This window comes from Micromonospora sp. URMC 107 (assembly GCF_051386315.1).
In the GTDB taxonomy this organism is placed as follows: Bacteria; Actinomycetota; Actinomycetes; order Mycobacteriales; family Micromonosporaceae; genus Micromonospora.
In genome coordinates this window covers 27648-53043 of the sequence record NZ_JBPQTK010000033.1, presented here as the reverse complement: position 1 = coordinate 53043, position 25396 = coordinate 27648, and the positions used below count along the sequence as shown (strand labels likewise).

The 25396-nt window shown below is 75.5% G+C and carries 26 protein-coding genes and 1 pseudogene; 16 read left to right on the top strand and 11 right to left on the bottom strand.

Annotated elements, in window-relative coordinates:
- A partial coding sequence (locus ACSNN9_RS10810; protein ID WP_436672895.1) for an MFS transporter occupies positions 1–630 on the top strand: 630 nt, incomplete at its 5' end.
- Here the strand turns inward: ACSNN9_RS10810 and ACSNN9_RS10805 are convergent.
- On the bottom strand, positions 627–1790 hold the full coding sequence (locus ACSNN9_RS10805; protein ID WP_436672894.1) for an FAD-dependent oxidoreductase: 1164 nt from the start codon (positions 1788–1790) through the stop codon (positions 627–629). The two genes, ACSNN9_RS10810 and ACSNN9_RS10805, sit on opposite strands and share 4 nt — an antisense overlap.
- A 112-nt stretch (positions 1791–1902) precedes the next feature.
- Between ACSNN9_RS10805 and ACSNN9_RS10800 the strand changes: the two genes are divergently transcribed.
- The 3 genes from ACSNN9_RS10800 to ACSNN9_RS10790 all read left to right on the top strand — a co-directional run bounded on the left by ACSNN9_RS10800 (position 1903) and on the right by ACSNN9_RS10790 (position 4355).
- Positions 1903–2481 carry a TetR family transcriptional regulator gene (locus ACSNN9_RS10800; RefSeq protein ID WP_436672893.1) on the top strand — a complete coding sequence of 193 codons (579 nt, stop codon included), beginning with the start codon at positions 1903–1905 and terminating at the stop codon, positions 2479–2481.
- Positions 2482–2631: 150 nt separating this feature from the next.
- A complete protein-coding gene (locus ACSNN9_RS10795; protein WP_436672892.1) occupies positions 2632–3177 on the top strand; it encodes a SigE family RNA polymerase sigma factor in 546 nt (181 codons plus the stop codon).
- Entirely contained in the window at positions 3174–4355 is a 1182-nt protein-coding gene (locus ACSNN9_RS10790) for a hypothetical protein (protein ID WP_436672890.1), read from the top strand. The genes ACSNN9_RS10795 and ACSNN9_RS10790 overlap by 4 nt, the downstream gene beginning before the upstream one ends.
- 129 nt (positions 4356–4484) lie before the next feature.
- Here the strand turns inward: ACSNN9_RS10790 and ACSNN9_RS10785 are convergent, their stop codons facing one another.
- The gene (locus ACSNN9_RS10785) at positions 4485–5387 is read right to left on the bottom strand and encodes a sulfurtransferase (protein WP_436672889.1); all 903 of its coding nucleotides are present in this window, start codon (positions 5385–5387) and stop codon (positions 4485–4487) included.
- Between the two features lie 113 nt (positions 5388–5500).
- Between ACSNN9_RS10785 and ACSNN9_RS10780 the strand changes: the two genes are divergently transcribed.
- Both ACSNN9_RS10780 and ACSNN9_RS10775 read left to right on the top strand, forming a co-directional pair.
- Complete coding sequence (locus ACSNN9_RS10780) at positions 5501–6028, top strand: SigE family RNA polymerase sigma factor (protein WP_436672887.1); 528 nt, start codon at positions 5501–5503, stop codon at positions 6026–6028.
- Positions 6021–7283 carry a hypothetical protein gene (locus tag ACSNN9_RS10775; protein ID WP_436672886.1) on the top strand — a complete coding sequence of 421 codons (1263 nt, stop codon included), beginning with the start codon at positions 6021–6023 and terminating at the stop codon, positions 7281–7283. The genes ACSNN9_RS10780 and ACSNN9_RS10775 overlap by 8 nt, the downstream gene beginning before the upstream one ends.
- Before the next feature lie 62 nt (positions 7284–7345).
- On the opposite strand, the gene ACSNN9_RS10770 is transcribed toward ACSNN9_RS10775, so the two are convergent.
- Both ACSNN9_RS10770 and ACSNN9_RS10765 read right to left on the bottom strand, forming a co-directional pair.
- Positions 7346–7792, bottom strand: a complete 447-nt coding sequence (locus ACSNN9_RS10770; RefSeq protein ID WP_436672885.1) for an imidazolonepropionase-like domain-containing protein — start codon at positions 7790–7792, stop codon at positions 7346–7348.
- A gap of 3 nt (positions 7793–7795) precedes the next feature.
- Entirely contained in the window at positions 7796–8563 is a 768-nt protein-coding gene (locus tag ACSNN9_RS10765; RefSeq protein WP_436672884.1) for an SGNH/GDSL hydrolase family protein, read from the bottom strand.
- 425 nt (positions 8564–8988) lie between these two features.
- On the opposite strand from ACSNN9_RS10765, the gene ACSNN9_RS10760 reads away from it, so the two are divergent.
- Positions 8989–9360 carry a hypothetical protein gene (locus ACSNN9_RS10760; protein ID WP_358082527.1) on the top strand — a complete coding sequence of 124 codons (372 nt, stop codon included), beginning with the start codon at positions 8989–8991 and terminating at the stop codon, positions 9358–9360.
- Positions 9357–9863: a roadblock/LC7 domain-containing protein gene (locus tag ACSNN9_RS10755; RefSeq protein WP_436672883.1), complete on the top strand. Its 507-nt coding sequence runs from the start codon at positions 9357–9359 to the stop codon at positions 9861–9863. The genes ACSNN9_RS10760 and ACSNN9_RS10755 overlap by 4 nt, the downstream gene beginning before the upstream one ends.
- A 58-nt stretch (positions 9864–9921) precedes the next feature.
- Here the strand turns inward: ACSNN9_RS10755 and ACSNN9_RS10750 are convergent, their stop codons facing one another.
- Together ACSNN9_RS10750 and ACSNN9_RS10745 are read right to left on the bottom strand one after the other, a co-directional pair.
- Positions 9922–11136: an MFS transporter gene (locus tag ACSNN9_RS10750; RefSeq protein WP_436672882.1), complete on the bottom strand. Its 1215-nt coding sequence runs from the start codon at positions 11134–11136 to the stop codon at positions 9922–9924.
- 107 nt (positions 11137–11243) lie between these two features.
- Positions 11244–11804: pseudogene (locus ACSNN9_RS10745) on the bottom strand (NADPH-dependent FMN reductase); the annotation flags it as partial.
- Positions 11805–11858: 54 nt separating this feature from the next.
- Here ACSNN9_RS10745 and soxR point away from each other — a divergent pair.
- From soxR to ACSNN9_RS10720, 5 genes are all read left to right on the top strand, one after another.
- On the top strand, positions 11859–12347 hold the full coding sequence (soxR, locus tag ACSNN9_RS10740) for a redox-sensitive transcriptional activator SoxR (protein ID WP_436672881.1): 489 nt from the start codon (positions 11859–11861) through the stop codon (positions 12345–12347).
- A 54-nt stretch (positions 12348–12401) separates the two neighbouring features.
- The gene (locus tag ACSNN9_RS10735) at positions 12402–14171 is read left to right on the top strand and encodes a proline--tRNA ligase (RefSeq protein WP_436672880.1); all 1770 of its coding nucleotides are present in this window, start codon (positions 12402–12404) and stop codon (positions 14169–14171) included.
- Between the two features lie 56 nt (positions 14172–14227).
- Entirely contained in the window at positions 14228–14653 is a 426-nt protein-coding gene (locus ACSNN9_RS10730) for a CBS domain-containing protein (protein WP_436672879.1), read from the top strand.
- A 74-nt stretch (positions 14654–14727) separates the two neighbouring features.
- Entirely contained in the window at positions 14728–15156 is a 429-nt protein-coding gene (locus ACSNN9_RS10725) for a SufE family protein (protein ID WP_436672878.1), read from the top strand.
- Between the two features lie 20 nt (positions 15157–15176).
- Positions 15177–15812, top strand: coding sequence for a DsbA family oxidoreductase (locus tag ACSNN9_RS10720; RefSeq protein WP_436672877.1), 636 nt, complete (start codon positions 15177–15179; stop codon positions 15810–15812).
- A gap of 170 nt (positions 15813–15982) precedes the next feature.
- On the opposite strand, the gene ACSNN9_RS10715 is transcribed toward ACSNN9_RS10720, so the two are convergent.
- The gene (locus tag ACSNN9_RS10715) at positions 15983–16531 is read right to left on the bottom strand and encodes a YbaK/EbsC family protein (protein WP_436672897.1); all 549 of its coding nucleotides are present in this window, start codon (positions 16529–16531) and stop codon (positions 15983–15985) included.
- 153 nt (positions 16532–16684) lie between these two features.
- Between ACSNN9_RS10715 and ACSNN9_RS10710 the strand changes: the two genes are divergently transcribed.
- Positions 16685–16885 carry a hypothetical protein gene (locus tag ACSNN9_RS10710; protein ID WP_436672876.1) on the top strand — a complete coding sequence of 67 codons (201 nt, stop codon included), beginning with the start codon at positions 16685–16687 and terminating at the stop codon, positions 16883–16885.
- A gap of 65 nt (positions 16886–16950) precedes the next feature.
- Here the strand turns inward: ACSNN9_RS10710 and ACSNN9_RS10705 are convergent, their stop codons facing one another.
- From ACSNN9_RS10705 to ACSNN9_RS10695, 3 genes are all read right to left on the bottom strand, one after another.
- Positions 16951–17145: a hypothetical protein gene (locus tag ACSNN9_RS10705; protein ID WP_436672875.1), complete on the bottom strand. Its 195-nt coding sequence runs from the start codon at positions 17143–17145 to the stop codon at positions 16951–16953.
- 37 nt (positions 17146–17182) lie between these two features.
- A complete protein-coding gene (locus tag ACSNN9_RS10700) occupies positions 17183–17491 on the bottom strand; it encodes a hypothetical protein (RefSeq protein ID WP_436672874.1) in 309 nt (102 codons plus the stop codon).
- A 288-nt stretch (positions 17492–17779) separates the two neighbouring features.
- Complete coding sequence (locus tag ACSNN9_RS10695) at positions 17780–19174, bottom strand: MFS transporter (protein ID WP_436672872.1); 1395 nt, start codon at positions 19172–19174, stop codon at positions 17780–17782.
- Positions 19175–19542: 368 nt separating this feature from the next.
- Between ACSNN9_RS10695 and ACSNN9_RS10690 the strand changes: the two genes are divergently transcribed.
- Both ACSNN9_RS10690 and ACSNN9_RS10685 read left to right on the top strand, forming a co-directional pair.
- Positions 19543–23961, top strand: coding sequence for an HAD-IC family P-type ATPase (locus ACSNN9_RS10690; protein WP_436672871.1), 4419 nt, complete (start codon positions 19543–19545; stop codon positions 23959–23961).
- 65 nt (positions 23962–24026) lie between these two features.
- The gene (locus ACSNN9_RS10685; RefSeq protein ID WP_436672870.1) at positions 24027–24830 is read left to right on the top strand and encodes an MBL fold metallo-hydrolase; all 804 of its coding nucleotides are present in this window, start codon (positions 24027–24029) and stop codon (positions 24828–24830) included.
- 144 nt (positions 24831–24974) lie between these two features.
- On the opposite strand, the gene ACSNN9_RS10680 is transcribed toward ACSNN9_RS10685, so the two are convergent.
- Positions 24975–25394 (bottom strand): CBS domain-containing protein, encoded by a 420-nt coding sequence (locus ACSNN9_RS10680; protein ID WP_121397384.1) that lies wholly within the window; start codon positions 25392–25394, stop codon positions 24975–24977.
- Positions 25395–25396 lie beyond the last annotated feature (2 nt).

Below are 25396 nucleotides of genomic sequence, written 5' to 3'. Positions count from 1 at the left end.
CGGTCGGTGTGGCGGGAGGGCGTCGAGGGGGTGCGGTGGCTACGCGGGGACGCGATGCTGTGGCGGCTGACCGTGGCGACCGCCGGGAGCAACGTGGCGATCAGCGGACTGCTGGCGGTGCTGGTGCTCTACGCGCTCGACGTCCTGCGGGTGCCGCCGGCCGGGTACGGCCTGTTCGCCGCGGGGGCGGTCCTCGGCGGGCTCGCCGGTGGACTCGGCGCGGGTCGGTTGGCCGCCCGGCTCGGCACTGTGCCCGCGCTCCGCGCCGTACTCGCCGGCCAGGCCGTCGCGCTGACCGGGCTCGCGCTCGCCCGACACCCGGTGCCCGGCGGGCTGGCGCTGGCCGTCTTCGCGGCCGGCACGACGGTGTGGAACGGACTCTGGGCCTCGTACGGGCAGCGGCACGTGCCGGCCGCCCTGCTCGGCCGGGTGGGTGCCGCCCAGCGGATGGTCGGCCTGCTCTCCGCGCCAGTCGGGGCGACCCTCGCGGGCGTGGCCGGCGCGGCGTACGGGGTGGGGCCGGTGGCGGCAGCCGTGGCCGGGGTCTTCGTGCTGGTCACCCTCGCGGCGTGGCGGACGCTGGGACCGGTCGCGCCGGCACCGCCCGCCGGGCCCACCGGGGCAGCCTAGCCGCGCGACCCGGCGCGCCGGTCGAGCCCGGAGAGGCGCATCGCGATCCGCTGCCGGGCCGGTGGCGCGGCGTCGAGCAGGCGGAACAGCAGGTTCCGGGCCGGCCGGGCGGCCGGGGGCAGGGTGGCGAGCCGGGTCAGCCGGGCGGCGAAGGCCACCACCTCCTCGGCCATCGGCCGGCGCCGGGCCGCGTACCCGTCGAGCAGGGTGTCGGGCGCGCCGCCCAGCACGTCGGCGAGCGTGTCACCGAGGTCGACCGCGTCCACGATGCCCAGGTTCATCCCCTGGCCGCCGGCGGGGCTGTGCACGTGCCCGGCGTCGCCGGCGAGCAGCACCCGGCGGCTGCGGAAGGTGTCGGCGATCCGGTGGTGGATCCGGAACCGGGAGCCCCAGAGCACCTCCGTCACCCGGTCGGGGCGGCGGGCCGGCCCGCGCTCGTCGAGCAGCGCCTGGAGGTAGGCCCGGTCGGGGACGGCGGGGGCCTCCGCCACCGCGGCGACCAGCCGGACCACCCCGTCGGGCAGCGGCGCCCAGACCAACGGGCCGGAGCGGGCCAGGAAGAGGGACACCCGGTCGCGGGGCAGCGCGCTCTGCACGCGGACGTCGGCGAGGGCGAACGACTCCCCGCCGTCGGCCGGGCCGGCGAAGCCGATCCCGGCCCGCTCCCGCACCGTGCTGTGCATCCCGTCGGCGCCGACCAGGTAGCGGGCCCGGACCGTCGCGCCGCCCGCGAAGGTCGCGACCACGCCGGCCGCGTCCGAGGTCAGTCCGGTCATCGCGTAGGGCCGCAGCACCGGGACGCCGAGCGCGGCGAGCTGCCCGGCGAGCACCTCCTCGGTGACCGCCTGGGACACCAGCAGCGCGTAGGCGTGCCGGGACGGCAACGCGTGGAACGGCACGGCGAGCAGCACCCGGTCGCGGTCGCGGACCGTGAACCCCGGCGACCGCAGCCCGCGCGCCACCAGCGGGGCGCCGGCGCCGATCCGGTCCAGCGTCTCCAGGGTGTACGCGTGCACGACCGCCGCCCGGGAGGTCTGCGGCGGCCGGTCCAGCCGGTCGACCACGGTCACGCCGACGCCGCGCCGGGCCAGGGTCAGCGCGGCGGTCAGCCCGGTCGGGCCGGCCCCCACCACCAGGACGTCCGTGCTCGTGGGCAGCATCGCCGACCTCCGTCCCCACCTGTGCCAACAACCGTTTGCCAACACTTGTTGGCAACAACGTTAGGCCAGCCGGTGATGGAGTGTCAACAGGCGTTGGCATACGGTCGTGGGCATGACCGACGCCGCCCCGACCCGTGCCCGCCGCTCCGACGTCACCCGGGCGGCGATCCTCCGGGCCGCCCGGGAACGCTTCGCCGCCGACGGCTACGACCGGGCGACCATCCGGGCCATCGCGGCGGACGCCCGGATCGACCCGTCGATGGTGATGCGCTACTACGGCAGCAAGGAGGGGCTCTTCGCGGCGGCGGCCGAGTTCGACCTGCGGCTGCCCGAGCTGGCCGACGTGCCGCCCGAGCGGCTCGGGGAGCTGCTGGTCCGGCACTTCGTCGACCGGTGGGAGACCGACGGGACGATGGCCGCGCTACTGCGTACCGCCGCCACCAACCCGGCGGCGGCCGAACGGATGCGCGGCATCTTCGCCGACCAGCTCACCGCGGCGGTGACCCGGGTCGTGCCCGGCCCCGTCGAGGCCCCCCGGCGGGCCGGGCTGGTCGCCAGCCAGATGCTCGGCGTGGCGCTGACCCGGTACGTGCTGCGGCTGCCCCCGATGGTCGACGTCGACCCGGCCGAACTGGTCGCCTGGGTCGCGCCGACCGTCCAGCGCTACCTGCGCGGCGCGCCCGACGCCTGACCGCGCCCACGCCGGCCGCCACCGCACCCGGCACCACCACTGCCCGGCACCGGCGCGGCGAGCAGCCGGGGCAGCCCGCCCAACCTTTCCGGGCCCCGGTGCGTCTATGTGGTGACGCGAACGCGCGACGGCCGGCCGGAGGGAGGGCGGATGGGACCGCCGACGACCGACGACGGGCGGGACGGTTACGTCGCCTTCGTCGAGTGCCACCAGCACCGGCTGCTGCGCGCGGCCTACCTGGTCTGCGGCAACCGGCACCAGGCCGAGGACCTGCTCCAGGAGGCCCTGCTCAAGCTCGCCCTGCGCTGGCCCGTCGTGCGCCACGGCGACCCGGCCGCGTACGTGCGGGCCATCCTCTACCGCGACGCCGTCTCCTGGTGGCGCCGACGCCGCCGGGAGTGGCTGAGCGCGTACCCGCCGGAACGGGCGACGACCGAGGGCGACGGGGCACTGCGGCTCGCGCTGCGCGACGCGCTCGGTCACCTGCCGCCCCGGCAGCGGGCCGTGCTGGTGCTGCGCTACTTCGAGGACCTCACCGAGGCCGCCACCGCCGAGGCGCTCGGCGTCACCGTCGGCACCGTCAAGAGCCAGTGCCACGCGGCGCTGCGCCGGCTCCGCGAGGTCGCGCCGGAACTCGGCCGCGACGAGGGGCGGTCCGGCGGCGGCGTGGTCACCGGGATGGAGGTGAACCCGTGAGGGAAGAGGAACTGCACCGGCTGTTCACCGTCGCCGCCGAGGACGTCCGGCCGGCGCACCCGGCGACGAACGGCTGGGAAAGGGCCCGCCGGGTGCGTCGCGCCCGCCGCGCCGCCGGCGCCACCGCGCTCGCGGTCGCCCTGCTCACCGGCGGTACGGCACTCGCCCTACGCCCCGCCGCGCCGCCGCCCCCGGCCGCCACGGCGACACCGCAGGAGAGCGCGACCCCGCACCCCGTGCCCGTGCAGACGCCCCCGGTCGAGCTGGCCTATCCCGGGCACCCGCTGGGCCGCCTCGGCGACCCGGTCGGCGCGACGCTCTCGGCCCGCCCGGTCCGCAAGGCGCTGGCGCTGCACCAGCCGGTCGACCCGGCGACCGGCGTCGCGGGCCGGATCCGGGTGCTCGGCGACGACGGCGTCGTACGGGACCTCGACGTGGTCACCCCCGCCCCGACCCGCGACGCCGGGGGCAACGAGGCGGTGCCGCTGAAGAACGGGAGCATCTCCCCGGACGGGCGGACGGCCGCCTTCGCCCAGACCGACGAGGTGATCGTGGTCGACCTGACCACCGCCGCCGTACGCCGCCATCCGCTCAAGGGCTACCTGGAGCACGTCCTCTGGTCCGGCGACCGGCTGCTCGTCGGCGACGACGACACCACGTACGAGCTGGACCGGGCTACGGGTGCCGCCCGAAAGCTGCCCGTGTCTCCCTGGGACGTGGTCGCGCCCGACCCGACCGCCCCGCCGGACGTCCTGCTCGAACTCGGCGGCACGCCGCCGAGCCTGACGCAGGTCCGGTGGAGCGGCGACGGGACGCACCGGGGCAGCGGCGCGGTCGACTTCCGCGCGCTGCCGCGCGGTCACCGGGTCGACGAGTTCTACGGGCGGGGCTGGCAGCGCGGCGACCGGGTGGCCCGGGCCGGCTGGATCACCACCGACACCATGGGCGGGCTGGAGGGCGTCGCGCTGCTGGACGCCCGGACCGGCGTGGTGACCCACCTGCTCGACCTGGGCCGGGATCGTTGGAAGGGCTGCTGCGAGGTGCTCGGCTGGGACTCCGACGGCGCGGTGCTGCTGCGCCACAACCCGGGCGGGCTGCTGCGCTGGCGGCCGGAGACCGGCGAGGTCACGGGCGTGACGCGGAACCTGTTCGGGGCGGTGTCGCTGGCCGCCGGTTGAGCGGGTCGCCGGTTGAGCGGGCGGTCGGGAAGCGCCGGGACAGGAAGTCGACGCCCGCCCTGCCGTCGTACCGCCGCAAGGGCCGGTCCCCGCGCGGCCGCAGCGGGCGCGCGGGGACCGGCCGACGCGTCAGCTTGCCAGGCCGCCGGGCTGGTCGCCCTTCACGACGGGGGCCCGGACCAGGTTGCCCCACTCGGTCCACGAGCCGTCGTAGTTGCGCACCTGGGGGTAGCCCAGCAGGTGTCGCAGCACGAACCAGGTGTGGCTCGACCGCTCGCCGATCCGGCAGTAGGCGACGATGTCGTCGTCCGGGCTCAGCCCGAGCTGGTCGGCGTAGATCGCGCGCAGCTCGTCCGCCGACTTGAACGTGCCGTCGTCGTTGGCGGCCGACTTCCACGGCTTGCTGACCGCGCCCGGGATGTGCCCGCCGCGCAGCGCGCCCTCCTGCGGGTAGTCCGGCATGTGCAGCATCTCGCCGGTGTACTCGCCCGGCGACCGGACGTCGACCAGCGGGCGGCCCGCCGCCACGTGCGCCATCACCTGCTCGCGGTACGCCCGGACCGGCGCGTCGTTGCGCTGCGGCACCGGGTAGTCGGCGTGCGGCCGGGCCGGCTTGTCCCGGGTCAGTTCGCGCCCCTCGGCGACCCACTTCTGCCGGCCGCCGTCGAGCAGCCGCACGTCAGGGTGGCCGAAGAGACTGAACACCCAGAGGGCGTACGCGGCCCACCAGTTGAAGTTGTCGCCGTAGAAGACGACCGTGTCGCCCCGGCCGATGCCCTTGGCGGCGCACAGCTCCGCGAAGCGCTTGGCATCCAGGTAGTCGCGGGTCACCTGGTCGTTCAGCTCGGTGTGCCAGTCCACCTTCACCGCGCCCGGGATGTGGCCGGTGTCGTAGAGCAGCACGTCCTCGTCGCACTCGACCACGACGAGGCCCTCGTCGCCCAGGTGCTCGGCCAGCCACTCGGTGGTGACCAACCGCTGCGGGTCCGCGTACGACTGGAGTCGGGGATCGGGATCGCTCGGCACAGACATGATCCCCAAGGTACGCCGCATCGCGGACGACCATCGGAAATCGGAAATCGGTGCAGCGAGTCCGCCACGCCGCGCGTGACAGTGGCGAGACCCGCCGACCATCGAGGATCACCATGACCGTACGGCACCGGACCGGGCCGCCCCGCGCCGCCGCGTCACCAGTGGACTTCACCGACTTCTACCAGGCGCACTTCCAGCGCCTGGCGGTGCAGCTCTACGCGTATCTGGGGGACCACGCCGAGGCGCAGGACCTGACCCAGGAGGCGTTCTGCCGGCTACTGGAGCGCTGGAAACGGATCAGTACGTACGACGACCCCTCCGCGTGGGTCCGCCGGGTCGCCTGGAACCTGGCCACCAGCCGGCTGCGCCGGGTCCGCACCGTCGTCCGGCACCTGGCCCGCCAGCGGGAGGAGCACGTGCCCGGTCCGGAACCGGACCGGGTGGCGCTGAGCCGGGCCCTGGCCTGTCTGCCCACGAGTCAGCGACGGGCCGTCGTGCTGCACCACCTGGCGCACCTGAGCATCGCGGAGATCGCCGACCAGATGGGCGCCCCCGAGGGCACCGTCCGCTCCTGGCTGTCCCGGGGGCGGGCGGCACTGGCCACCTACTTCACCGAGCGGCAGGAGGCTCACGGTGCGTGAGAACGCCCTGGACGAGATGTTCGCCGAGTTCGAGGCCGACGCGGTGACCAGCTTCCGGCCGCCGGGCGTGCCGGCGGTCGAGCGCCGGGTCCGCGACCGGCGGCGACGTCGCGGGCGGCTGCTGGCGGGCGTGGGCGCGCTCCTCCTGGCCGGGCCGGCCGGGGCGTTCGCCGCCGGCCGGGGTGCCGACCCCGGCCCGCCGATCCCGACTCCCGCCCCCGCGGTGTCGCCGACACCCACCGGCAAGCTCCCCGAACGGAAGGTCTTCCTGCCCGGCGCGCCCGGCCGGCTGACCGAACTGCGATTCGTCGACGCCCGGAACGGCTGGGTGCTCTTCGACACCTGTGGCACGCCCGATCCAGTCGCGACCGGCTGCCGCCGGCTCGTCGGGCGGACCGCAGACGGTGGGGTGACCTGGCGACCGACGAACCCGCTCCCCGACGCGAAGGGGTCGGCGCACCTGTTGCCGGTCGACGAGCGGAGGCTCACGGTGAGGGTCGGCGACGGGTACCTCGTGACCACCGACGGCGGCGCGGCCTGGTCCCGCCACCCGTTCGACTCACCGCCGTCGGTCACGCAGGCGAGCAGCGCCACCCGCAGCGGGTTCTTCGTGCACTGCCCCGAAAGAGGCCGACAGGGCGCGAGGGGCATGGAGTGTCCCCGGGGGGAGCTGGTGCGGATCGGCTCCGGTCCCGTCCGGCCCCAACCCCCGGTGCCCCTGACCGGCGAGACCGACCACCGGGTCGTCGAGAGCGGCGACGGGCGGCTCTGGCTGACCGTACGCGACGGGAACCGGCTCACCGTCCTGGTCAGCGATGACCAGGCGGCGACCTGGCGGAAGCTGCCAACCGGTACGGGGGCGAGGGCCGGACGGCTCCTCGTCTCTCCCGACGGTGCCGACGCCTGGTTGGTGACCGTCAGCGAGAGCGAGTTCAGCGTGACGGCGGCGACGGAGGTGTGGCGGCTGGTCGGGGGTCGGTGGGAGCAACGACCGGGCCTGCCCGACGGCACCTCCGACGTCGCCGCAGCGAACGGCGGGGTCCTCGCCGTCGTCGGGGCGTACGGCAGCGCCGGCTTCTGGGCCGACGGACGCTACGTCGACGCGCCCGCGGTGACCGCCGCGCTGCGGATCGGCACCGACGAGAGCGCGTCCGTCGAGGTGCTGCGCGACGGCACGGTCGTCGTGACCACGGCCTCCGCCCGTATCGTCGGCGTCGGGTCCGGGGCCACGCGCACGTGGACCCGGATCTCCTGACGGCGCACCGTCGACGGGCCCACCGGACGCCGGTAGGTCCGCCGACGGCGCGGGCCGGAGCTTCAGGCGCGGCGGTGGGCGATCCGGCCGGCCACCACGGTCACGAGGCAGGCGCCGTCGGCGCCGAGGACCGCCAGGTCGGCCCGACCGCCGGGTGCCAGCGCCGGCGGTGCGGCGGCGGCCAGCACCAGCAGGTCGCTCCGCTCCACGGCGGCCCGCAGCGCCGGATCGGCCAGGTGACCGGCCAGCACGGCGGTCACCCCGAGGCGCAGCAGCGCGTGCACCCGCTCGCGGGGAGTGTCGGCGGCCGGCAGCGGCCCGTCGTGCAGCAGTCCCGGCCCGAGCGTGCCCTGCCAGCGGCGGACCCGGGCCCCGGCGTACGCCTCGGCCAGCTCGGCCAGTGGACCCACCGCGACGATCCGGTCGGCGCGGACCGCGACGGCGGCCCCGGCGGTGGGCGGGGCGTCGGGCGCGGTCCGCAGCAGCGTCGCGGTGTGCAGGGTGAGCACGTCTCAGTCGACGATCGGGCCGAGCAACGGGCGCTTGGCGGTGACCGTGTCGCCGGAGGAGCGGCCGGTGAGCCGGCGCTTGATCCACGGCGCCAGGTGCCGCCCGGCCCAGCGCAGATCGGCGGCGCGGGCGGCCAGCCAGGGCGTCGGCGCCGGGTGCGGCGGCACCATCAGCCACTCCTCGTCGCAGCCGACGCCCAGCGCGTTGAGCACCTGCGCGGCGACCCGCCGGTGCCCGGCGGCCGAGAGGTGCAGCCGGTCGGTGCTCCAGAGCATCGGGTTGAGGTACGCGTCGTCGGCGTACAGGTCGACCAGGATCGCGCCGTGCCGCTCGGCCGTCTCGCCGACGGCCCGGTTGAGCAGCTGCACCCGGGGTGCGACGAGCCGCTGGCCGGGCAGCCGGGCCATCACGTCGGCGAACCGGAAGAGGACCACGTCGGCGCCGCCGGAGCGCAGCCTCCGCACCACGTCGTCGAAGCGGGTGACCAGGGCGTCCGGGTCGAAGGTGCGGCGGAGCACGTCGTTGCCGCCCGCCGCGAAGCTGATCAGGTCGGGCTTCATGGCGAGCGCGGCGGGCACCTGCTCGGCCACCACGCCGGGGAACAGTCGGCCCCGGATGGCCAGGTTCGCGTACCGGAAGTCGGGGCCGGCCTCGGCGGCCAGCCGGGTGGCCACCAGGTCCGCCCAGCCCCGGTAGCTGCCGTCCGGATACGCGTCGTCCATGCCCTCGGTGAAGCTGTCCCCCACCGCCACGAAACTGCGCCAGCGCACCTGATCATCCCTCCGCCGTGCGGTAGGGAAGGGCGCCTCGCTGTCGCTTCCGGTAAAAGGAAGGGTCCCTTCCCGACGCGGGACAGTCTTCCACCCGCGGGCACGGCGGCGGGGGCGGCCGACGGGCAAACGTGGTGGATTTCATCGTGCCCGGCGGGGATCGCGGCGGGACGGTCCTCCTCGCCCCGCTCGACCGGAACAACACGGAGGCGCCGTCGGCCATCCGTCGGAGCGTTCCATTTGCGAGACTGCCGGCCGGCCGTCCCGGTCCGGTCAGCCGGATGGCGACGCCACCGGATGCGCCGCGGCCCCCGATGTGCGAGCCTCGTCCAAGCCTGTTTCACGAGGTCAAACCCCTTGTCACCGCCGGATTACCCTCTGCACCGCAGACGGCGACGCCGCCCGTACGTCCTGGGAGAAACACTGTGCCGAACCTTGATGTGGCACTGAAGACCGCGATGAGCATCGACGGCGCGATCGGCGCCGCGCTCGTCGACTACCACAGCGGGATGACGCTGGGCGTGGCCGGAGGCACCGGCGAGATCGACCTGACCGTCGCCGCCGCCGGCAACACGGATGTCGTCCGCGCCAAGCTGCGCACCATCGAGATGCTCAACCTGAACGACGAGATCGAGGACATCCTCATCACGCTCGGCACCCAGTACCACCTGATCCGACCGGTGACCAGCCGCACCGGCAAAGGGCTCTTCCTCTACCTGATGGTCAGCAAGAGCCGCGCCAACCTGGCGATGGCACGTCACCAGCTGCGCGTCATCGAGGAGAACCTGGAGTTGTGAGCGGGATCGACGACATCGAGACGCCCCTGCCCCGTCGTACCGCACGCGCCGCGGGCACCCTGCCGCCGCCGCGCCCGCTGCCGCCGTCGCTGGCCGGGAACATGGCGCTGCCGTACCCGGCGATCGGGCAGGAGCTGGCGGAGTTGCGCCTGCAGATCCCCGGCGTGCACGGCTGCGTCCTCGGCGGCGTGGACGGCCTGCTCATCACCCACAATTTGCAGACCGACGTCGACCCGAGCGACCTGGCGGCGCTCGCCGCCACCACGTACGGGCTGGGCCGGCAGGTCGGGCTCCGGCTGGGGCAGGGCGACTTCCAGCAGTCCACGGTCCGCAACGCCGGCGGCTACCTGAGCGTCTACGCGGTCAGCCCGCAGGCGCTGCTCGCCGTGGTCGGCGAGGACAGCATCAACGTGGCCCGGCTGCACCTGCACGCCCCGGCGGTGGCCGGACGGCTCGCCGGTCTGCTGGATCAGTGCACGGACCCCGCCGGCGACAGGTCCTGACGGGGGCAGCCGCTTCGGGCGTGGGCGGGGGCGCCGTTCCGCGGGCCGGGTCGACCGGTCAGCGCGTCGACGACCCCCGCCCGCCGCGCAGGCGCACCGCGAGCAGCGCCAGGGCGGCACCGGCCAGCGCCGCCCCGGCCAGGAACGTGCCGCGCGTCGAGGTGGTCGCCTGGACCGACCCGAGCAGGAGCGGCGAGACGAACAGGCCGGCGAAGGTGGCGCTGGCCAGCAGCGCGGTTGCCTGGCCACGCCGGGCGGGCGGGGAGTGCTCGGCCACCAGGACGGTCAGCGCCGGCACGACCAGTCCCATGCCGATCCCGAAGACGGCCGGCGCGACCAGCATCAGCACCGGCGAACCGGTCAGCCCGAGGGTGACCAGCGCGACCGTGAAGACGGCGAGGGTGACCGCGAGCAGCCGCACCTGGCCCAGGCGGGCCCGGGTCCGCGCGTAGCCCAGGCCGACGATGCTCATGGTCAACGACGGGGCGCCCGTGAACACCGCCACGACGGCCGTCTCGGTGATGCCGACCTCGGCCAGCCGCAGCGGCAGGAACACCAGCACGCCGTACAGCAGCAGGCTGGTCACCGCCTGGAGGCCGTAGATCCCGACGAGCGTGGGATGGTCGCGCAGCAGGCCCCACAGCGACCCCGGCCGGCCCGGCGGCCCGTCGGTGCCGACGGCGGCGCGGCGCCCCGGGAGCACCCGGAGCGTGACCAAGCCGAGCGGCACCCCGATCAGGTAGACGCCGAACGGGGCGTGCCAGGAGAGGCCGCCCAGCACCCCGCCCAGCAGCGGGAACAGCACCCCGCCGAGGCTGATCGCGGTGGACCGCCAGCCCATCGCCCGGTCGCGGGCCGCCCCCGCGTAGAGGTCGAGCAGCCCGAGCGTGGTCCCCGCGAAGACCAGCGCCGCGCCGACGCCGAACAGCAGGCGGGTGGCGATCAGCAGGGGATAGCTGTCGGTGACCAGGCCCGCGCCGCCGGCGAGGCCGTACAGGATCAGTCCGAGGGCCAGGGGGGTGCGCACCCCCCACCGGTCGATGGCCCGCCCGACCAGCGGGCCGGCGAGGGCGAGGGAGAGTCCGTGCGCGGTGAGGACGAGCCCGGCGGCGGTGCCGGTGAGCCGGAGTTCGTTGCGGATCAGCTCGACCACCGGGGTCAGCACCGCACCCGCGAGCACGGTCAGCAGGGAGCCGGCGAGCAGGACGGCCAGCGCCGCCCGGCGGCCGGCGACCGGGTCGGTGGCGGCGGGCGCCGCGGCGACGCCGGTCACGAGCGGGCCGCCGGCCGCGACTGGCCCTGCCCCGCCGCCCACCGCCCGGTGTCCGCCGCTGGCGGCCGGGCCGGGTCCGCCGCCACCGGCGGGGCCTGTGCCGCCGGCCGGCGGATCGGGGCCAGGGCCACCGCCCAGGTGAGCAGTTCGTCGAGCATCGCGGCCAGGCTGCGTTCCTGGTGCGCGGCGGGGGTCGGGCGTTCCCCGATGAAGTCGGCGGGCAGGGAGAGCCCGACGGCGGTACGCACTCCGGCGACCCGGACCTCCGCCAGCACCAGGCGCAGCGCCTCGACGGCCCGCCAGCCTCCGGTCACGCCGTACCCGACGAAGCCGGCCGCCTTGTGGTGCCATTCGGCACACAGGTAGTCGATCGCGTTCTTGCAGGCGGCCGAGGTGGAGTGGTTGTACTCGGGGGTGACGAAGACGAACCCGTCACACGGGTCGACGGCGGCGGCCCAGGCCCGGGTGTGCGGGTGGCGGTAGTCGCCGAACGCCGCCGGGCTCGGCTCGTCCAGCAGCGGCAGGTGGAAGTCGGCGAGGTCGAGCATCTCGAACGCGACGTCGGGGTGTCGCTCGCGGGCGCCGTCGTGCACCCAGTCGGCCACCGACCTGCCGCGCCGCCCGGGACGCGTCGACCCCACGACGATTCCGATCCGTATCGGCTCCATGACACGAGTCTTCAACCTCGACCATGGTCGAGGTCAAGCCGGTAACATGCCGCCATGGCGAGCCTCCCGCCCCACCACACCGAGCTGACCGTCGGCCAGGTCGCGGCCCGCACCGGCGTCGCCGTCACGGCGCTGCACTTCTACGAGGCCAAGGGTCTGATCCACAGTCGACGCACCAGCGGCGGGCAGCGCCGCTACCCCCGGGACGTGATCCGGCGGGTGTCCTTCGTCCGGGTCGCCCAACGGGTCGGCATCCCGCTCCGGCTCGTCGCCGAGGCGCTGGCCGGCCTGCCGGACGGGCGCACCCCCACCCGGGAGGACTGGGCCCGGCTCTCCACCACCTGGCAGGCCGAACTCGACCAGCGCATCGCCCAGCTCCAGCACCTGCGCGACGATCTGACCGACTGCATCGGATGCGGCTGCCTGTCCATCGACCGCTGCCTGCTGCGCAACACCGACGACCACCTGGGCGAGACGGGCCAGGGCCCGCGCCGCCTGCTCGGCCCGGTCCCGGCGGCACCAGCGGGTCCGGAACCCGCCTGACGCCGTACCCGAAATGGATCGTCGCCCCACCGCCGGCCGCCGTACGCTGCGCCAATGCTGCTACGCATGTCGACCCTGCTGCTCCGGACCCTGCGCGAGGACCCGGCGGACGCGGAGGTGCCGAGCCACCGGCTCCTGCTGCGGGCCGGCTACATCCGCCGCGCCGCTCCGGGCGGCTACACCTGGCTGCCGCTGGGCAAGCTGGTGCTGGACCGGGTCACCGAGGTGGTCCGGCAGGAGATGACCGCGATCGGCGACCAGGAGGTGCACTTCCCGGCGCTCCTGCCGGCCGAGCCCTACCGGACCAGCGGCCGGTGGACGGAGTACGGCGACGACATCTTCACCTTCGCCGACCGGCGCGGCGCGGAGCACCTGCTCGCGCCCACCCACGAGGAACTGGCCGCGCTGCTGGTCAAGGACCTGTTCAGCTCGTACCGGGACTTCCCGGTGACCCTCTTCCAGGTGCAGACGAAGTTCCGCGACGAGGCGCGGCCCCGCGCCGGCCTGCTGCGCGGGCGCGAGTTCCTGATGAAGGACGCCTACTCGTTCGACCTCGACGACGCGGGCCTCGCGGCGGCGTACGAGCGGCACCGGGGCGCGTACCGGCGGATCTTCGACCGGCTCGGGCTGGAGCACACGATCGTGCACGCGACGTCCGGGGCGATGGGCGGCTCGGCGTCGGAGGAGTTCCTGGCGGCGACGCCCGTCGGCGAGGACACCTTCGTCGGCTGCACCGCCTGCGACTACGCGGCCAACACCGAGGCGGTGACCACGCCCGCCCCACCGGCCGGCGACCCGGACGCCCAGCCGGGGGCGCAGGTGCACGACACCCCCGAGACCCCCACCATCGCCAGCCTGGTCGAGCTGGCCAACGCCCGGCGCCTCGGCGGGCGGGACGACTGGACCGCCGCCGACACCCTGAAGAACGTGGTGCTCGCCCTGCGCCGTCCCGGCGCGGAGGAGACCGACCTGCTGGTGGTCGGGCTACCCGGCGACCGCGAGGTCGACCTGAAGCGACTCGGCGCGGCGGTCGCCCCGGCCACGGTGGACGTCTTCGACGGCTGGGACGCCCACCCCGAGCTGGTCCGGGGCTACATCGGCCCGCAGGTCCTGGCGAAGCTCGGCATCCGCTACCTGGTCGATCCCCGGGTGGTGCCGGGCAGCGCGTGGCTGACCGGCGCGAACGAGCCGGGCCGGCACGCGACGGGGGTGGTCTGCGGCCGGGACTTCGTGCCGGACGGCACGATCGAGGCGGCCGAGGTGCGTCCCGGCGACCCCTGCCCGGCCTGCGGCACGGGCGAACTGACCATGCGGCGGGGCATCGAGATCGGGCACATCTTCCAGCTCGGTCGCCGCTACACCGACGCCTTCGCCGTCGACGTGCTCGGCCCCGCCGGCAAGCCCGTCCGGCCGACCATGGGCTGCTACGGGATCGGGGTGTCCCGCGCGGTCGCGGCGATCGCCGAGCAGCACCACGACGAGCGGGGGCTGGTCTGGCCGGCGGCGGTCGCGCCGTGCGACGTACACCTGGTGGCCGCCGGCAAGGGGCCGCAGTTGGACGCGGCGCTGGAGCTCGGCGGGCGGCTCGCCGCCGCCGGCCTGCGGGTGCTCGTCGACGACCGGACGCACGTCTCCGCCGGGGTGAAGTTCACCGACGCCGAGCTGATCGGCATCCCGCGCGCCGTCGTGGTCGGCCGCCGCCTCGCCGAGGGGTACGTGGAGCTGCGCGACCGGGCGTCCGGCGAGCGCGTCGAACTGCCGGTCGACGGGGTGGCTGACCGGCTCGTCGAGCGGGTACACCGGGAGCGCGCGGACGTGGTGTAGCGACCGTGTCACGGGGTACCGCAGTCCGATCGACTGAATGCGTTCTGGAGGCTCTCATGACCGGTTACCGGGTCAGCGACGTGATGACGAAGCAGGTCATCTACCTGCCGGCCGAGACCACCCTGGACGAGGCGGCCAGGGTGATGAAGGAGGCGGACATCGGCGACGTGGTGGTCACCGACGGCGCCACCCTCGCCGGCATGCTCACCGACCGGGACATCGTCGTCCGGGCGGTGGCCGAGCGCAGCGACCCGGCCACCACCACGATCGGCTCGATCATCACCCGCGAGGTGGTGATGATCGAGCAGCACTCGACCGCGGCCGAAGCGGCCGCCCTCATGCGGGAGCGGGGCATCCGGCGGGTGCTGGTCTGCGACAGCGAGCGCAAGCTGGTCGGCATCGTCTCCCTGGGCGACCTCGCGATGCAGCTCGACCCCCAGTCGGCGCTGAGCGAGATCAGCGAGCAGGCGCCGACCGTCTGAGGTGCACGGAAGGACCCCTTCCTGACAGCCGTGGCAGCGGAGGGGTCCGTCCCCGACGACGGTAGCCTCGGGGCATGTCATCCATGCCGGCCAGGCTTTCCGAGATCGTCGACGAGTTCGCCGCCGCGCCCCGCGACGTGGTGCTGGAGATGCTGCTGGAGTACGCCGACGTCGTCCCGCCGCTGCCCGCCGGCTCCGCCGACCGGGAGAGCATGGAGCAGGTGCCGGAGTGCCAGACGGCGTTCTTCCTGCGCGCCCGGGTGACTCCGGCGAAGACGGTGGAGACCCTCTTCGACTGCCCGCCGGAGGCCCCCACCACGCGCGCGTTCGCCGGCATCCTCGCCGAAGGGCTGGCCGGGGCGACCGCGGACGAGGTGCTCGCCGTGCCCGACGACCTCTACCAGCGGATGGGGCTGGCCCAGGCGATCAGCCCGCTGCGGGTGCGCGGCGGTACGGCCATCCTGGCCCGGCTCAAGCGGCAGGTCCGGGAACAGACCAGCTAGACGGAGGGTTGTCACCCGACATGGAGATCGAGATCTACGCCGACGTCGTGTGCCCCTGGTGCTACATCGGCAAGCGTCGGCTGGAGCAGGCCCTGGAGTCGTACGACGGCGAGGTGACCGTCCGCTACCGGCCGTTCCAACTCGATCCGTCGCCGGTGTCGGAGCCGCGTCCGCTCGTCGACGCGATGGCCGCGAAGTTCGGCGGGCCGGACCGGGTCCGGCAGATGTTCGGGCAGGTGACGGAGGTGGCGGCCCAGGTCGGCCTGAAGCTCGACTTCGACCGCGCGGTCGCGGCCAACACCTTCGACGCGCACCGCCTGGTCGCCTGGGCCACCGACCGTGGACGCGCCGCCGAGATCGTCGACGCGCTATACCGCGCCCACTTCACCGACGGCGTCGACGTGGGCTCCCGCGACGCGCTCGCCGCGCTCGCCGCCGAGGTGGGCCTGGACGCGGCCGAGGCCCGCCGCTTCCTCGACTCCGACGAGCGGGTGGCGGAGCTCTCCGACGAGCTGGCCACCGCCCGGCAGATCGGAGTGACCAGCGTGCCCACCTTCGTGCTGGCCGGCAGGTACGCGGTCACCGGCGCCCAGGAGCCGGAGACGCTGCTCGCCGCCCTGGCCGAGGTGGACCGCCGCGAGGCCGAGGCCGGCTGAGCCGCCGGCCCGCGAGGCCGACGCCGATCGAGGGCCACCGGCCCGCGAGGCCCAGGCCGACTCAGGGCCGCCAGCCCCCGGACGGCGCTGCTGCCGACGCCCGCCGAGACGACGACAGGCATCGACGGAAGTGATGTTTCACGTGCAACGGTATCGACGCGCGTGATCGTTCAGACCGGCCTGGCCAGCCCTTCCACCACGCGTGCGCCGGGCAACGCGCCGAGCGCCGGGCCGGGCAGCGCGATCTTGCTGTGCCGTACGCCCGACCCGATGATCACGTGCGGGGCGGCGATCACCCGCGCGTCGACCAGGATCGGCCACTGCTCCGGCAGACCGATCGGGGTGATGCCGCCGTACTCCATGCCGGTCAGCTCCACCGCGTCGGCCATCGGCGCGAAACTCGCCTTCCGCACATCGAGCGCACGGCGGGCCACCCCGTTGACGTCGACGCGGGTGGTGGCGAGCACGACGCAGGCCGCGTAGCGCACGACCCCCTCACGCTTGCCGGCCACCACCACGCAGTTGGCCGACTCGTCCAGCCCCACCTCGTACGCGGCGCAGAAGGCGGCGGTGTCGGCGAGCTCGGCGTCGATCGGCGCCACCAGCACGTCCTCGACGTCCACCGGCGCCGCGGCGGGCCACTGCCCGACGGCGGCGGCGACCGGCGGAGCGAGCAGGTCGAGCCGACTGCGGGCGGGTTCGGTCTTCAGCGTCCCCATCACGCCTGCGATCCTCGCACCTGCCAGCACCCGGGGTCGCAGCACACCGCCGACGACCGGGGTGCCGCCGGCGGCAGGGGCTACCCCTATCGATCCCGAAACGGGGGTCCGACGGCGTGTGGAAGCGGGTGGTGCCGGGTACCGGCGTCCGGCATGAGTGAACTTCCGCTGCACATCCTGACCGACGCCGGCTTCACCACCGACGAGGCGAACTCCATCGTCGATCACCTCATCAAGGGGGTCGACACCCACGACGGGAGGGGCGAGACCGACCGGATCGACGTCGAGTCGCTCCCGGAGGAGAAGAAGGCGGCCATCGACAAGTTCAACCTGGCCGTGGCCGCCGACTTCTAGGCACCCGGAGCAGCGGCCCGTCCCGGACCGCCGGGACGGGCCGGCTGGGGCCGGCGCCGGTCGGGTCAGTTGCCGGTGAGGAACCCGTTCTCGCGGAGCAGCGCGCGGTCCCGGACGGCGGCCAGTTCCTCCGCCCGCTGGGCCTGGACCCGACGCACCTCCATCTCCTCCAGGGCGTGGCGGATGGCGAGCCGGATCACGCCGTAGAGAAAGACGAAACCGGCGACGTACAGGATGACGGTGGCGACCATGGCGAACATGGCGTCACGGTAGGCCGGACGTGAACGCGCGGGCCGTTCATCTTGCGCCGGTTCCCCCGTACGTGTCGGCGAGGTGGTCGGCCCAGGTCCGGACGCCCTTCGGGGTCGCCCCGGTGACCAGGCCGCCCGAGCGCAGGGCGCGGCCCAGCCTGCCGGGTATCCGGACCGCGAGCAGCGGACGGCGGGACCGCCGGGCGGCCGTCCACGCCCGGGCCGCCTCGTCGAAGCGGAGCACCTCCGGGCCGCCGTACTCCTCGATGCCGCCCAACGGACCGGCGGTGAGCCGCTGGACGAGGCGGTCCGCGACCTCGCCGGGGTCGACCGCCCCGGTGACCAGCACCCGCATGGTTGCCTCCCGCTACGCCCCGTCGCGCGCCCGCCGCGTGACAGTGGTGCCGGCGACGTCCGGCGTACGCGTGTGACCGGGTGTGCGGCGCCTCACCGGAGCCCGCCCATCCTCCCGGGCCGACGGTCCCCGCCGGACCGATTCGGCACATCGCCGCCGACCGGCCGGCTCGGAAGACCCCGGCGGTCCGGGCGCCGGCTCCGACGGCCGGGGAGCGGCGCCGGCCGAGGACGGCGGGCGTCGAGGTGGATCACGCGGGCCCGGCCGGCACGGCCGGCGGCGGGGCGGTCAGCCGGTGCGGATCCCGGACGCGCCGGGCACCACCCGGCCGGCGAGCACGACGCCCAGCAGGGCCAGCCCGGAGGTCACCGCGAGCGTGCCGGCGTAGCTGGCCGGCCCGGGGGCCGCGCCGGCGGCGAGCACCGCGCCGGTGAGCGCCAGCACGGTCGCCGCGAAGAGCGAGTCGCCCAGTTGCAGCGAGGAACTGTTGCGGCCCTGCTCTCCGGGGGCGGACAGCTCCAACGTGAGCACCGACAGCGAGGGATAGAGCAACCCCATGCCCAAGCCGGCGCCGGCCCAGCCGAGCACGCCGACCCAGATCGGCACCGCCGGCGCGACGGCGAGCGTGACCACGGCGGTGCCGGCGGCGATGCAGGTCAACCCCGCCCTCGGCATGGTGGCCCGGGAGCGCGGCGCGGGCATTCGCCCCTGCAACCAGGAGCCCGCCGACCAGGCGAGCGCGCCGGTGGTCAGGACCAGGCCGGCGGCGGTCGGCGACAGCCCGCGCTCCCGGGAGAGCATCAGTGGGATCACCACCTCCGCCCCGACGAACGCGGCCGAGGCGAGACCGCGCAGCCCGATCACCGTGGGCAGGCCCCGGCCGGCGCGCAGGAACCCGGCCGGCAGCAGCCGGGGCGCGCAGGCCAGCAGCCCGACCAGCGCCAGGGCCACCAACCCGACGGCGGCGGCGCCGCGCTGCTGCCCCCCGACGTGCAACAGTGCGGCGCTCACCCCCGCCCCGCAGGCCCAGCCGATCCGGGCCACCGCGCCGGCCGGCAGCCCCGTCACCGCGGTCGCGCCGACCGCGCGCAGGCCGGGATGGATCAGCAGCACCGCCGGCACCGCCACCACCGGCACCGCCAGGAAGACCCAGCGCCAGCCCAGGTGTTCCACGATCAGGCCGGCCAGCGCCGGCCCGACCAGCGACGGTACGACCCACGCGGCGGCGAACGCCGCGAAGATCCGCCGGTGCAGCGCCTCCGGGTACGCCTGCCCGACGATCACGTAGAGCGCCACCGAGAGCAGGCCGGACCCGAAGCCCTGCACGATCCGGCCGGCGACCAGGACGCCCATGGTGCTGGCTCCACCGGCGAGCACCAGCCCCAGCACGAACCAGACGAGCCCGTGCCACATCGGCGCCCGAGGGCCCCGCGAGTCGCACCAGATGCCGGAGGCGACCATGGCGAGCACGCTGGCGGCGAACGGGCCCCCGAAGGCGATCCCGTAGAGGGCCAGCCCGTCGAGGCTGCGGGCGACGGTGGGCATGGCGGTGCCCACCGCCAGCGCCTCGAAGGCGAGCAGCGATATCAGCGCGACGCTGCCCACCGTCATCGCCCGCAGCCGGGGCGCGAAGATCCCGGCCTCGGCGGCGACCGGGGCGGCGGGCGCCGCCGTGTCGGTCACCGCCGACCCGCCGGAGGCGGCAGCCACAGCGGGCGGTGACCGGGGCGGGCCCGTCGGTTCGAGGCACCCGCCCCGGAGCGGGGCAGTTCGATCAGCATGGGGATCAGCCTCGGACCTCAACCCGGATTGAGGTCAAGGGTGACCCGGCTCTCTCCGCCCGGTCGGGAGCCCCGCGGGCATCCCCCTCCCGCGTCGGTCGGCGAGATTGCCGCCGCCGCGCGGGAGGAACTTCCGCTGCTCGGAGTGCATAACGGACGATCCGCCGGGAAGCCAGGCCGCCGGAGCGGAGGCGTGGGAGGCGAGATGGCGTACGGCGGGAGCAGCGGCAGCGAGGGGCCTGACCGGCGCCTGTCCGGTCGTACGCCTCGATGATCTCGCTGGGCCACGTCGCCAACCGGCTCCTTCCCCCGGTGGCCGTGCCGCAGGTCGTCGGCGAGGCGTCCCGGAGCGTCGGTGCCGCCGCCACCCGGCTGGCCCGGGTGGCCGGGCTGACCAAGCGTCGGGTCTGGTCCCGCCCCGGCCGGCACCACATCGAGGTGCACGGCGTCTGCCAGGACGGCGGAGACGCCCTCGCCCGCCAGGTGGAGGCGGCACTGGAGCGGATGCCCGGGGTGCGGTGGGCCCGGGTCAACGCCCCGTCCGGCCGGGTGGTCGTCGCCGTCGGCACGCCGGAGCCGAAGCTGCGCGACCTCATCGCCACCGTCGCCCACGCCGAACGCACCTGCCCGCACGAGCCGGACCCGGAGATCCCGCCGCCGCACCCGCCCGAGGAGGGGCCGCGCACGCCGCGCACCCTCGGCGCGCTGGCCTCCGACGCCCTGGGCCTGACCATCTCCGCCGCCACCCGGATCCTGCCGTTCACCCCCGTGCCCGGGGAGGTGGCCGGGCTGCTCGGCGCGGTCGACCTGCACCCGAAGCTGCACGCGCTGGCCGACCGGGGGCTGCGCGCCGATCCCCGCGCCGACCTGCTGTTCCCGCTCGCCGAGGCGGTGGTGCAGGGCCTGACGGGCGGCTGGACCGGGATCGTGCTCGACGGCGTGCAGCGGGTGGTGCAGTGGGGCGAGGCGCGGTCGCAGCTCCGCGCGTGGGGGCAGGCCGAATCCCGGTTGACCGGGGACCCGGAACGGGCCGTCGCCCGGGCGCCGAAGATCGAGCGCCCGTGCCCGAAGCCGGACGGCCCCGTCGAGAAGTACGCCACCCGGATGATCGCCGCTGGCGCCGCCGCCGCGGCCGCCGCGACGCCGGTCGTCGGCCGGAAGCGGGCCGCCGCGCTGGGGCTCTCCGCGCTGCCCAAGGCCCCCGGCAGCGGACGCGAGGGGTACGCCGCACAGCTCGGCCGGATCCTCGCCCGGCGCGGGGTGATCGCGATGGACCGCAGCGTGCTGCGTGAACTCGACCAGATCGACACGGTGCTGCTGGATGCCGCCGTGCTCGGCTCCGACCGGGGAGTGCTCGCGGACCTGGCACCACTGGCCGGGGCGGACGTCGGGCAGGTGGCGGCGCGCGCGTTCGCCCTCTTCGACCCCGCCGCGCCGCGGGAGCTGCGGCACGCCGACGGCTGGCGGCTCGGGCCGCTGGACGCGCTGGACGTCGAGCACGCGGGCGACACCGCGGAGAGCCGGCGGCTGCGCGACGCGGGCGGATCCCTGCTCGGCCTGGCCGACGGCGACACCCTGGCCGCCGTACTGCGGGTCGAGCCGGAGCCGGCGCCGGGCGTCGACGCCCTGCCGACCGCCGCCCGCCAGGCGGGCCTGCGGCTGGTCGTGGCCGGCGACGACGACCGGCGGTACGACTTCGCCGACGCCCACCTGTCCGGCGGCGACCGGCTGGCCGAGTCGGTGCGGGCGCTGCAACGCGACGGGGCGGTGGTGATGGTGGTCTCCGGCGACCGCGCCGCGCTCGGCGTCGCGGACTGCGGCCTGGGGCTCTCCGCCCCCGAGGACCTGCCGCCCTGGGGCGCGCACCTGCTGGTCGGCGCCGACCTGCGGGTGGTGGCGCTCGTGATCGAGGCGGCCGGGGTGGCCCGCCGGATGACCCGGCAGAACATCGGCCTGGCCATGGCCGGCACCGGCCTCGGCGCGCTGGGGGCGTTCACCGCCGCGCCCGCGCAGCTGCCCGGCCGCTCCCTCTCCGCCGTGAACGGCGCGGCGGCGCTGGCCTTCGCGCACGGCGTCCTGCGGGCGCACCGGCTGCCCGACCGGGCAGACAGCCCGACCCCCACCATCACCGCCTGGCACCTGATGCCGACCTCGGCCGTGCTCGACCAGCTCGGCACCAGCCCGGACGGGCTCGCCACCGACGAGGCCGAGCGTCGCCGGGGCGACGGGACCGTACGGCCCTCCGGGCCGACGGGGCTGCTCCGCGCCTTCGTCGACGAGCTGGCCAACCCGCTCACCCCGGTCCTCGCCGCCGGGGCGGTGCTCTCCGCCACCTTCGGCTCGCTCGTCGACGCGGCCCTGGTCGGCGGCGTGGTCGGCGGGTCGGCGCTGCTCGGGGCGGTGCACCAGCACAACACCGAGCGGTCGCTGGCCGAGCTGCTGTCCCGCTCGGCGGTGACCGCCCGGGTACGCCGGGACGGCGCCGAGCGGATGCTGCCGGCCGACGACCTGGTGCCCGGGGACGTGGTCCTCCTCGAATCGGGCGACGCCGTCCCGGCCGACTGCCGGGTGCTGGAGTCGGCCGGCCTGGAGATGGACGAGTCCTCGCTCACCGGCGAGTCGCTGCCGGTCGGCAAGACCGACCAGCCGGTCGTGGCCGCCGCCGTCGCCGACCGGCGGTCGATGCTCTACGAGGGCACCACCGTCGCCGCCGGCCACGGGACGGCGGTGGTGGTCGCGACCGGCGCGCAGACCGAGGCGGGGCGGAGCCTGGCGATGGCCCGGCAGGCCCCGCCGCCGAGTGGCGTGGAGGCGCGGCTGGGCCGGTTGACGCGGGCGGCGATCCCGCTGGCCGCCGGCTCGGCGGTGGCGGTGGCCGGCGTGGGGCTGCTGCGGGGCGTACCCCTGGCCGCGACCGCCGCGACCGCCGCGAACCTGGCCGTCGCGTCCGTGCCGGAAGGGCTGCCCTTCCTGGTCAGCGCCGCGCAGCTGGCCGCCGCGCGGCGGCTGGCGGAACACGGCGCGTTGGTCCGCAACCCGCGCACCATCGAGGCGCTCGGCCGGGTGGACGTGCTCTGCTTCGACAAGACGGGCACCCTCACCGAGGGACAGCTGATGCTCGCCGGGGTCGGCGACGACGGCCGGTACGCACCGGTCGACCGGCTCGACGACGGCCTGCGGTTCGCCCTCGCGGCCGCGCTGCGGGCCACCCCGGCCGCCGCCGACCCTCGCGATTTGGCTCAGCAGACCGACCGCGCGGTCCGGTCCGGCGCCGAGGCCGCGGGGGTGACCGAGCAGACCGGCGCCCAGGGGTGGGAGCCGGTCGGTGGGCTGCCGTTCGAGCCGTCCCGCGGCTACCACGCCACCGTCGGCCGCGCCGGGGACCGGCTGCTGCTCAGCGTGAAGGGGGCGCCGGAGTCGGTGCTGCCGCGGTGCTCGGGCTGGCGTACGCCGGGGGGCCGCGACGAGCCGCTCGACGACGAGGGACGCCAGGGCCTGCACGCCATGCTCGCCGACCGGGCGGGGGCGGGACACCGGATCCTCGCCGTGGCCGAGTGCCGGGTCTCCTCGCCCGGCGTCACCGACGCGCAGGTGCACGACCTGACCTTCGTCGGCTTCCTGGCGCTCGCCGACGGGGTCCGCGAGAGCGCCGCCCCCGCCGTACGCCGGATCCGTCAGGCCGGCGTGCACACCATCATGATCACCGGCGACCACCCGGCGACCGCCGAGGCGATCGCGGCCACCATCAGCGACCACGAGGAGCAGCGGGTGGTCACCGCGACGGAACTCGAACAGCTCGACGACGAGGCCCTCGCCGCGCGGCTCGCCGCCACGGACGTGGTGGCCCGGTGCACGCCGGCCCACAAGGTCCGGATCATCCAGGCGTTGCAGAGGTGCGGCCGTACGGTGGCGATGACCGGCGACGGCGCCAACGACGCCGCGGCGATCCGGCTGGCGGACGTGGGCATCGCCCTCGGCAGGCGGGGCACCCCAGCGGCCCGCGCGGCGGCCGACCTGGTGGTGACCGACGACCGGCTGGAGACCATCATCGCGACCCTGGTCGAGGGCCGGGCGATGTGGTCCTCGGTACGCCACGCGCTCAGCATCCTGGTCGGCGGGAACCTCGGCGAGATCGCGTTCAGCGTGCTGACCGCCGCCGCGACCGGCCGCTCGGCGCTCACCGGCCGGCAGCTGCTCCTGGTCAACCTGCTCACCGACCTGGCGCCGGCGTTGGCGATCGCGGTCCGGCCGCCCGCGGCGGGCCACGCCGACGGCCTGCTCCGGGAGGGCCCCGACACCTCACTGGGCGAGACGATGACCCGGGAGATCGGGCTGCGCGCCGCCGCCACGACGCTGGGCGCGACCGCCGGCTGGACGCTGGCCCGCTACACCGGCCGGCGCAGGCGGGCGGGCACCGTCGCACTGGTCTCGCTGGTCGGCACCCAGCTCGGACAGACGGTGCTGGCCGGCGGCACCAGCCCGGCCGTGCTGGCCTCCACCGCCGCGTCGCTCGGGGTGCTGGTGGTGGTCGTCCAGACGCCGGGGGTCAGCCACTTCTTCGGCTGCGCCCCACTCGGCCCGGTCGGCTGGACCATCGCGACGGGTTCCGCGCTCGGCGCCACCTTCGCGAACGGCGCGCTCACCCGTCTGGTGGAACGCCTGCCCCAGTCGGGTTCCCGGCCGGTGTGACCGGAGACCGCCGGCGATCGGCATGACCGCGCCGATCACGGGTACGGCTGCGGGTGGAGGTGCGCATGTCGACGACGCAGCCGGAGGTCACGTTCATCGGCACCGCCACGACGGTGCTGCGGATCGGCGGGTTCACGCTGCTGACCGACCCGAACTTCCTGCACCGGGGCCAGCGCGCGTACCTGGGCAAGGGGCTCTGGTCCCGTCGGCGCACCGACCCCGCGTTGCGGATCGCCCAGCTCCCGTCGCTGGACGCCGTGGTCCTCTCCCACCTGCACGGCGACCACTTCGACCGGGTGGCCCGCCGGGAACTCGACCGGGAACTGCCGATCCTCACCACCCCCGCCGCCGAGCGGAAGCTGCGCCGCTGGGGCTTCCGGGCCGCCGAAGGGCTGCCCACCTGGAGTTCCCGCGAGCTGCGCCGGGACGGCGAGACGCTGCGGCTGACCTCGATGCCGGGGAAGCACGGGCCGGGCGCGCTGGACCTGCTGCTGCCCGACGTGATGGGCACGATGATCGACCTGGAACGCGACGGCAGCCGTCGGTTCCGCCTCTACGTCACCGGCGACACGCTGAACCGGCCGATGCTGGCCGACATCCCCGAGCGGTACCCGGACATCGACGCGATGCTGATCCACCTCGGCGGCACCCGGATCGCGGGCCTCCTGCTCACCATGGACGCGCGGCAGGGCGCCGACCTGGTCGAGCTGGTCCGGCCGAGGCTCACCGTGCCGATCCACTACGACGACTACCCGGTGTTCCGCTCACCGCTGGGCCACTTCGTGGCGGAGGCCCGCCGGCGCGGCTTCGCCGGGAGCGTCCGCACCATCGCCCGCGGCGAGACCGTCCCGCTCACCCCGCCGGACTGAGCCTCCCGCCGCTCCGGCCCGCCGGGCCGGGCTGCTCCGCCCTCCCGCGCGCCGGGCCCGGCCGGGTTCGCCGCGGTGCCCGCGTACGACGATCGCCGCCTCCCGGCCGGGGGCCGGAGGGCGGCGATCGGTCGTGACGGGCGGTCAGGCGCGCTCGGAGATGGCCTCGATGAGGTCGCCCACCGGGCGTTCGGGCAGGGAACGGGCCACGTCGGCGACGGCCACGATGCCGACGAGCTCGTGCCCGTCGATCACCGGCAGCCGGCGTACCTTGTGCTGGCTCATGGTCCGCAGGATCTCCGCCGCGTCGTCGTCGGCACCGATCGTCACCGCCTCGCCCTGGGCGAGCTCGCCGGCGGTGACACGGCCCGGGTCGCGGCCCTCGGCGAGGACCTTCACCACGATGTCGCGGTCGGTCAGCATTCCCTTGAGCCGGTTGTCGTCCCCGCAGATCGGCAGCGAGCCGACACCCAGCTGGGCCATCTGCTTCGCGGCCGTCTTGAGGTCGTCCTGCTCACGGATGCAGGTCACGTCGTTCGTCATGATCTCGCGTGCGGTCGGCATTG

What these genes read in the sequence shown, in the direction of transcription:
- ACSNN9_RS10720 (WP_436672877.1), top strand. Translation starts at nt 15,177, where the DNA reads ATGGAGATCGAGATCTACGCCGACGTCGTGTGCCCCTGGTGCTACATC.
- ACSNN9_RS10800 (WP_436672893.1), top strand. Translation starts at nt 1,903, where the DNA reads ATGACCGACGCCGCCCCGACCCGTGCCCGCCGCTCCGACGTCACCCGG.
- ACSNN9_RS10725 (WP_436672878.1), top strand. Translation starts at nt 14,728, where the DNA reads ATGTCATCCATGCCGGCCAGGCTTTCCGAGATCGTCGACGAGTTCGCC.
- ACSNN9_RS10785 (WP_436672889.1), bottom strand. Translation starts at nt 5,387, where the DNA reads ATGTCTGTGCCGAGCGATCCCGATCCCCGACTCCAGTCGTACGCGGAC.
- ACSNN9_RS10735 (WP_436672880.1), top strand. Translation starts at nt 12,402, where the DNA reads ATGCTGCTACGCATGTCGACCCTGCTGCTCCGGACCCTGCGCGAGGAC.
- ACSNN9_RS10715 (WP_436672897.1), bottom strand. Translation starts at nt 16,531, where the DNA reads ATGGGGACGCTGAAGACCGAACCCGCCCGCAGTCGGCTCGACCTGCTC.
- ACSNN9_RS10780 (WP_436672887.1), top strand. Translation starts at nt 5,501, where the DNA reads ATGACCGTACGGCACCGGACCGGGCCGCCCCGCGCCGCCGCGTCACCA.
- ACSNN9_RS10685 (WP_436672870.1), top strand. Translation starts at nt 24,027, where the DNA reads ATGTCGACGACGCAGCCGGAGGTCACGTTCATCGGCACCGCCACGACG.
- ACSNN9_RS10680 (WP_121397384.1), bottom strand. Translation starts at nt 25,394, where the DNA reads ATGCCGACCGCACGCGAGATCATGACGAACGACGTGACCTGCATCCGT.
- ACSNN9_RS10730 (WP_436672879.1), top strand. Translation starts at nt 14,228, where the DNA reads ATGACCGGTTACCGGGTCAGCGACGTGATGACGAAGCAGGTCATCTAC.
- ACSNN9_RS10710 (WP_436672876.1), top strand. Translation starts at nt 16,685, where the DNA reads ATGAGTGAACTTCCGCTGCACATCCTGACCGACGCCGGCTTCACCACC.
- ACSNN9_RS10705 (WP_436672875.1), bottom strand. Translation starts at nt 17,145, where the DNA reads ATGTTCGCCATGGTCGCCACCGTCATCCTGTACGTCGCCGGTTTCGTC.
- soxR (WP_436672881.1), top strand. Translation starts at nt 11,859, where the DNA reads ATGGCGAGCCTCCCGCCCCACCACACCGAGCTGACCGTCGGCCAGGTC.
- ACSNN9_RS10690 (WP_436672871.1), top strand. Translation starts at nt 19,543, where the DNA reads ATGATCTCGCTGGGCCACGTCGCCAACCGGCTCCTTCCCCCGGTGGCC.
- ACSNN9_RS10700 (WP_436672874.1), bottom strand. Translation starts at nt 17,491, where the DNA reads ATGCGGGTGCTGGTCACCGGGGCGGTCGACCCCGGCGAGGTCGCGGAC.
- ACSNN9_RS10795 (WP_436672892.1), top strand. Translation starts at nt 2,632, where the DNA reads ATGGGACCGCCGACGACCGACGACGGGCGGGACGGTTACGTCGCCTTC.
- ACSNN9_RS10805 (WP_436672894.1), bottom strand. Translation starts at nt 1,790, where the DNA reads ATGCTGCCCACGAGCACGGACGTCCTGGTGGTGGGGGCCGGCCCGACC.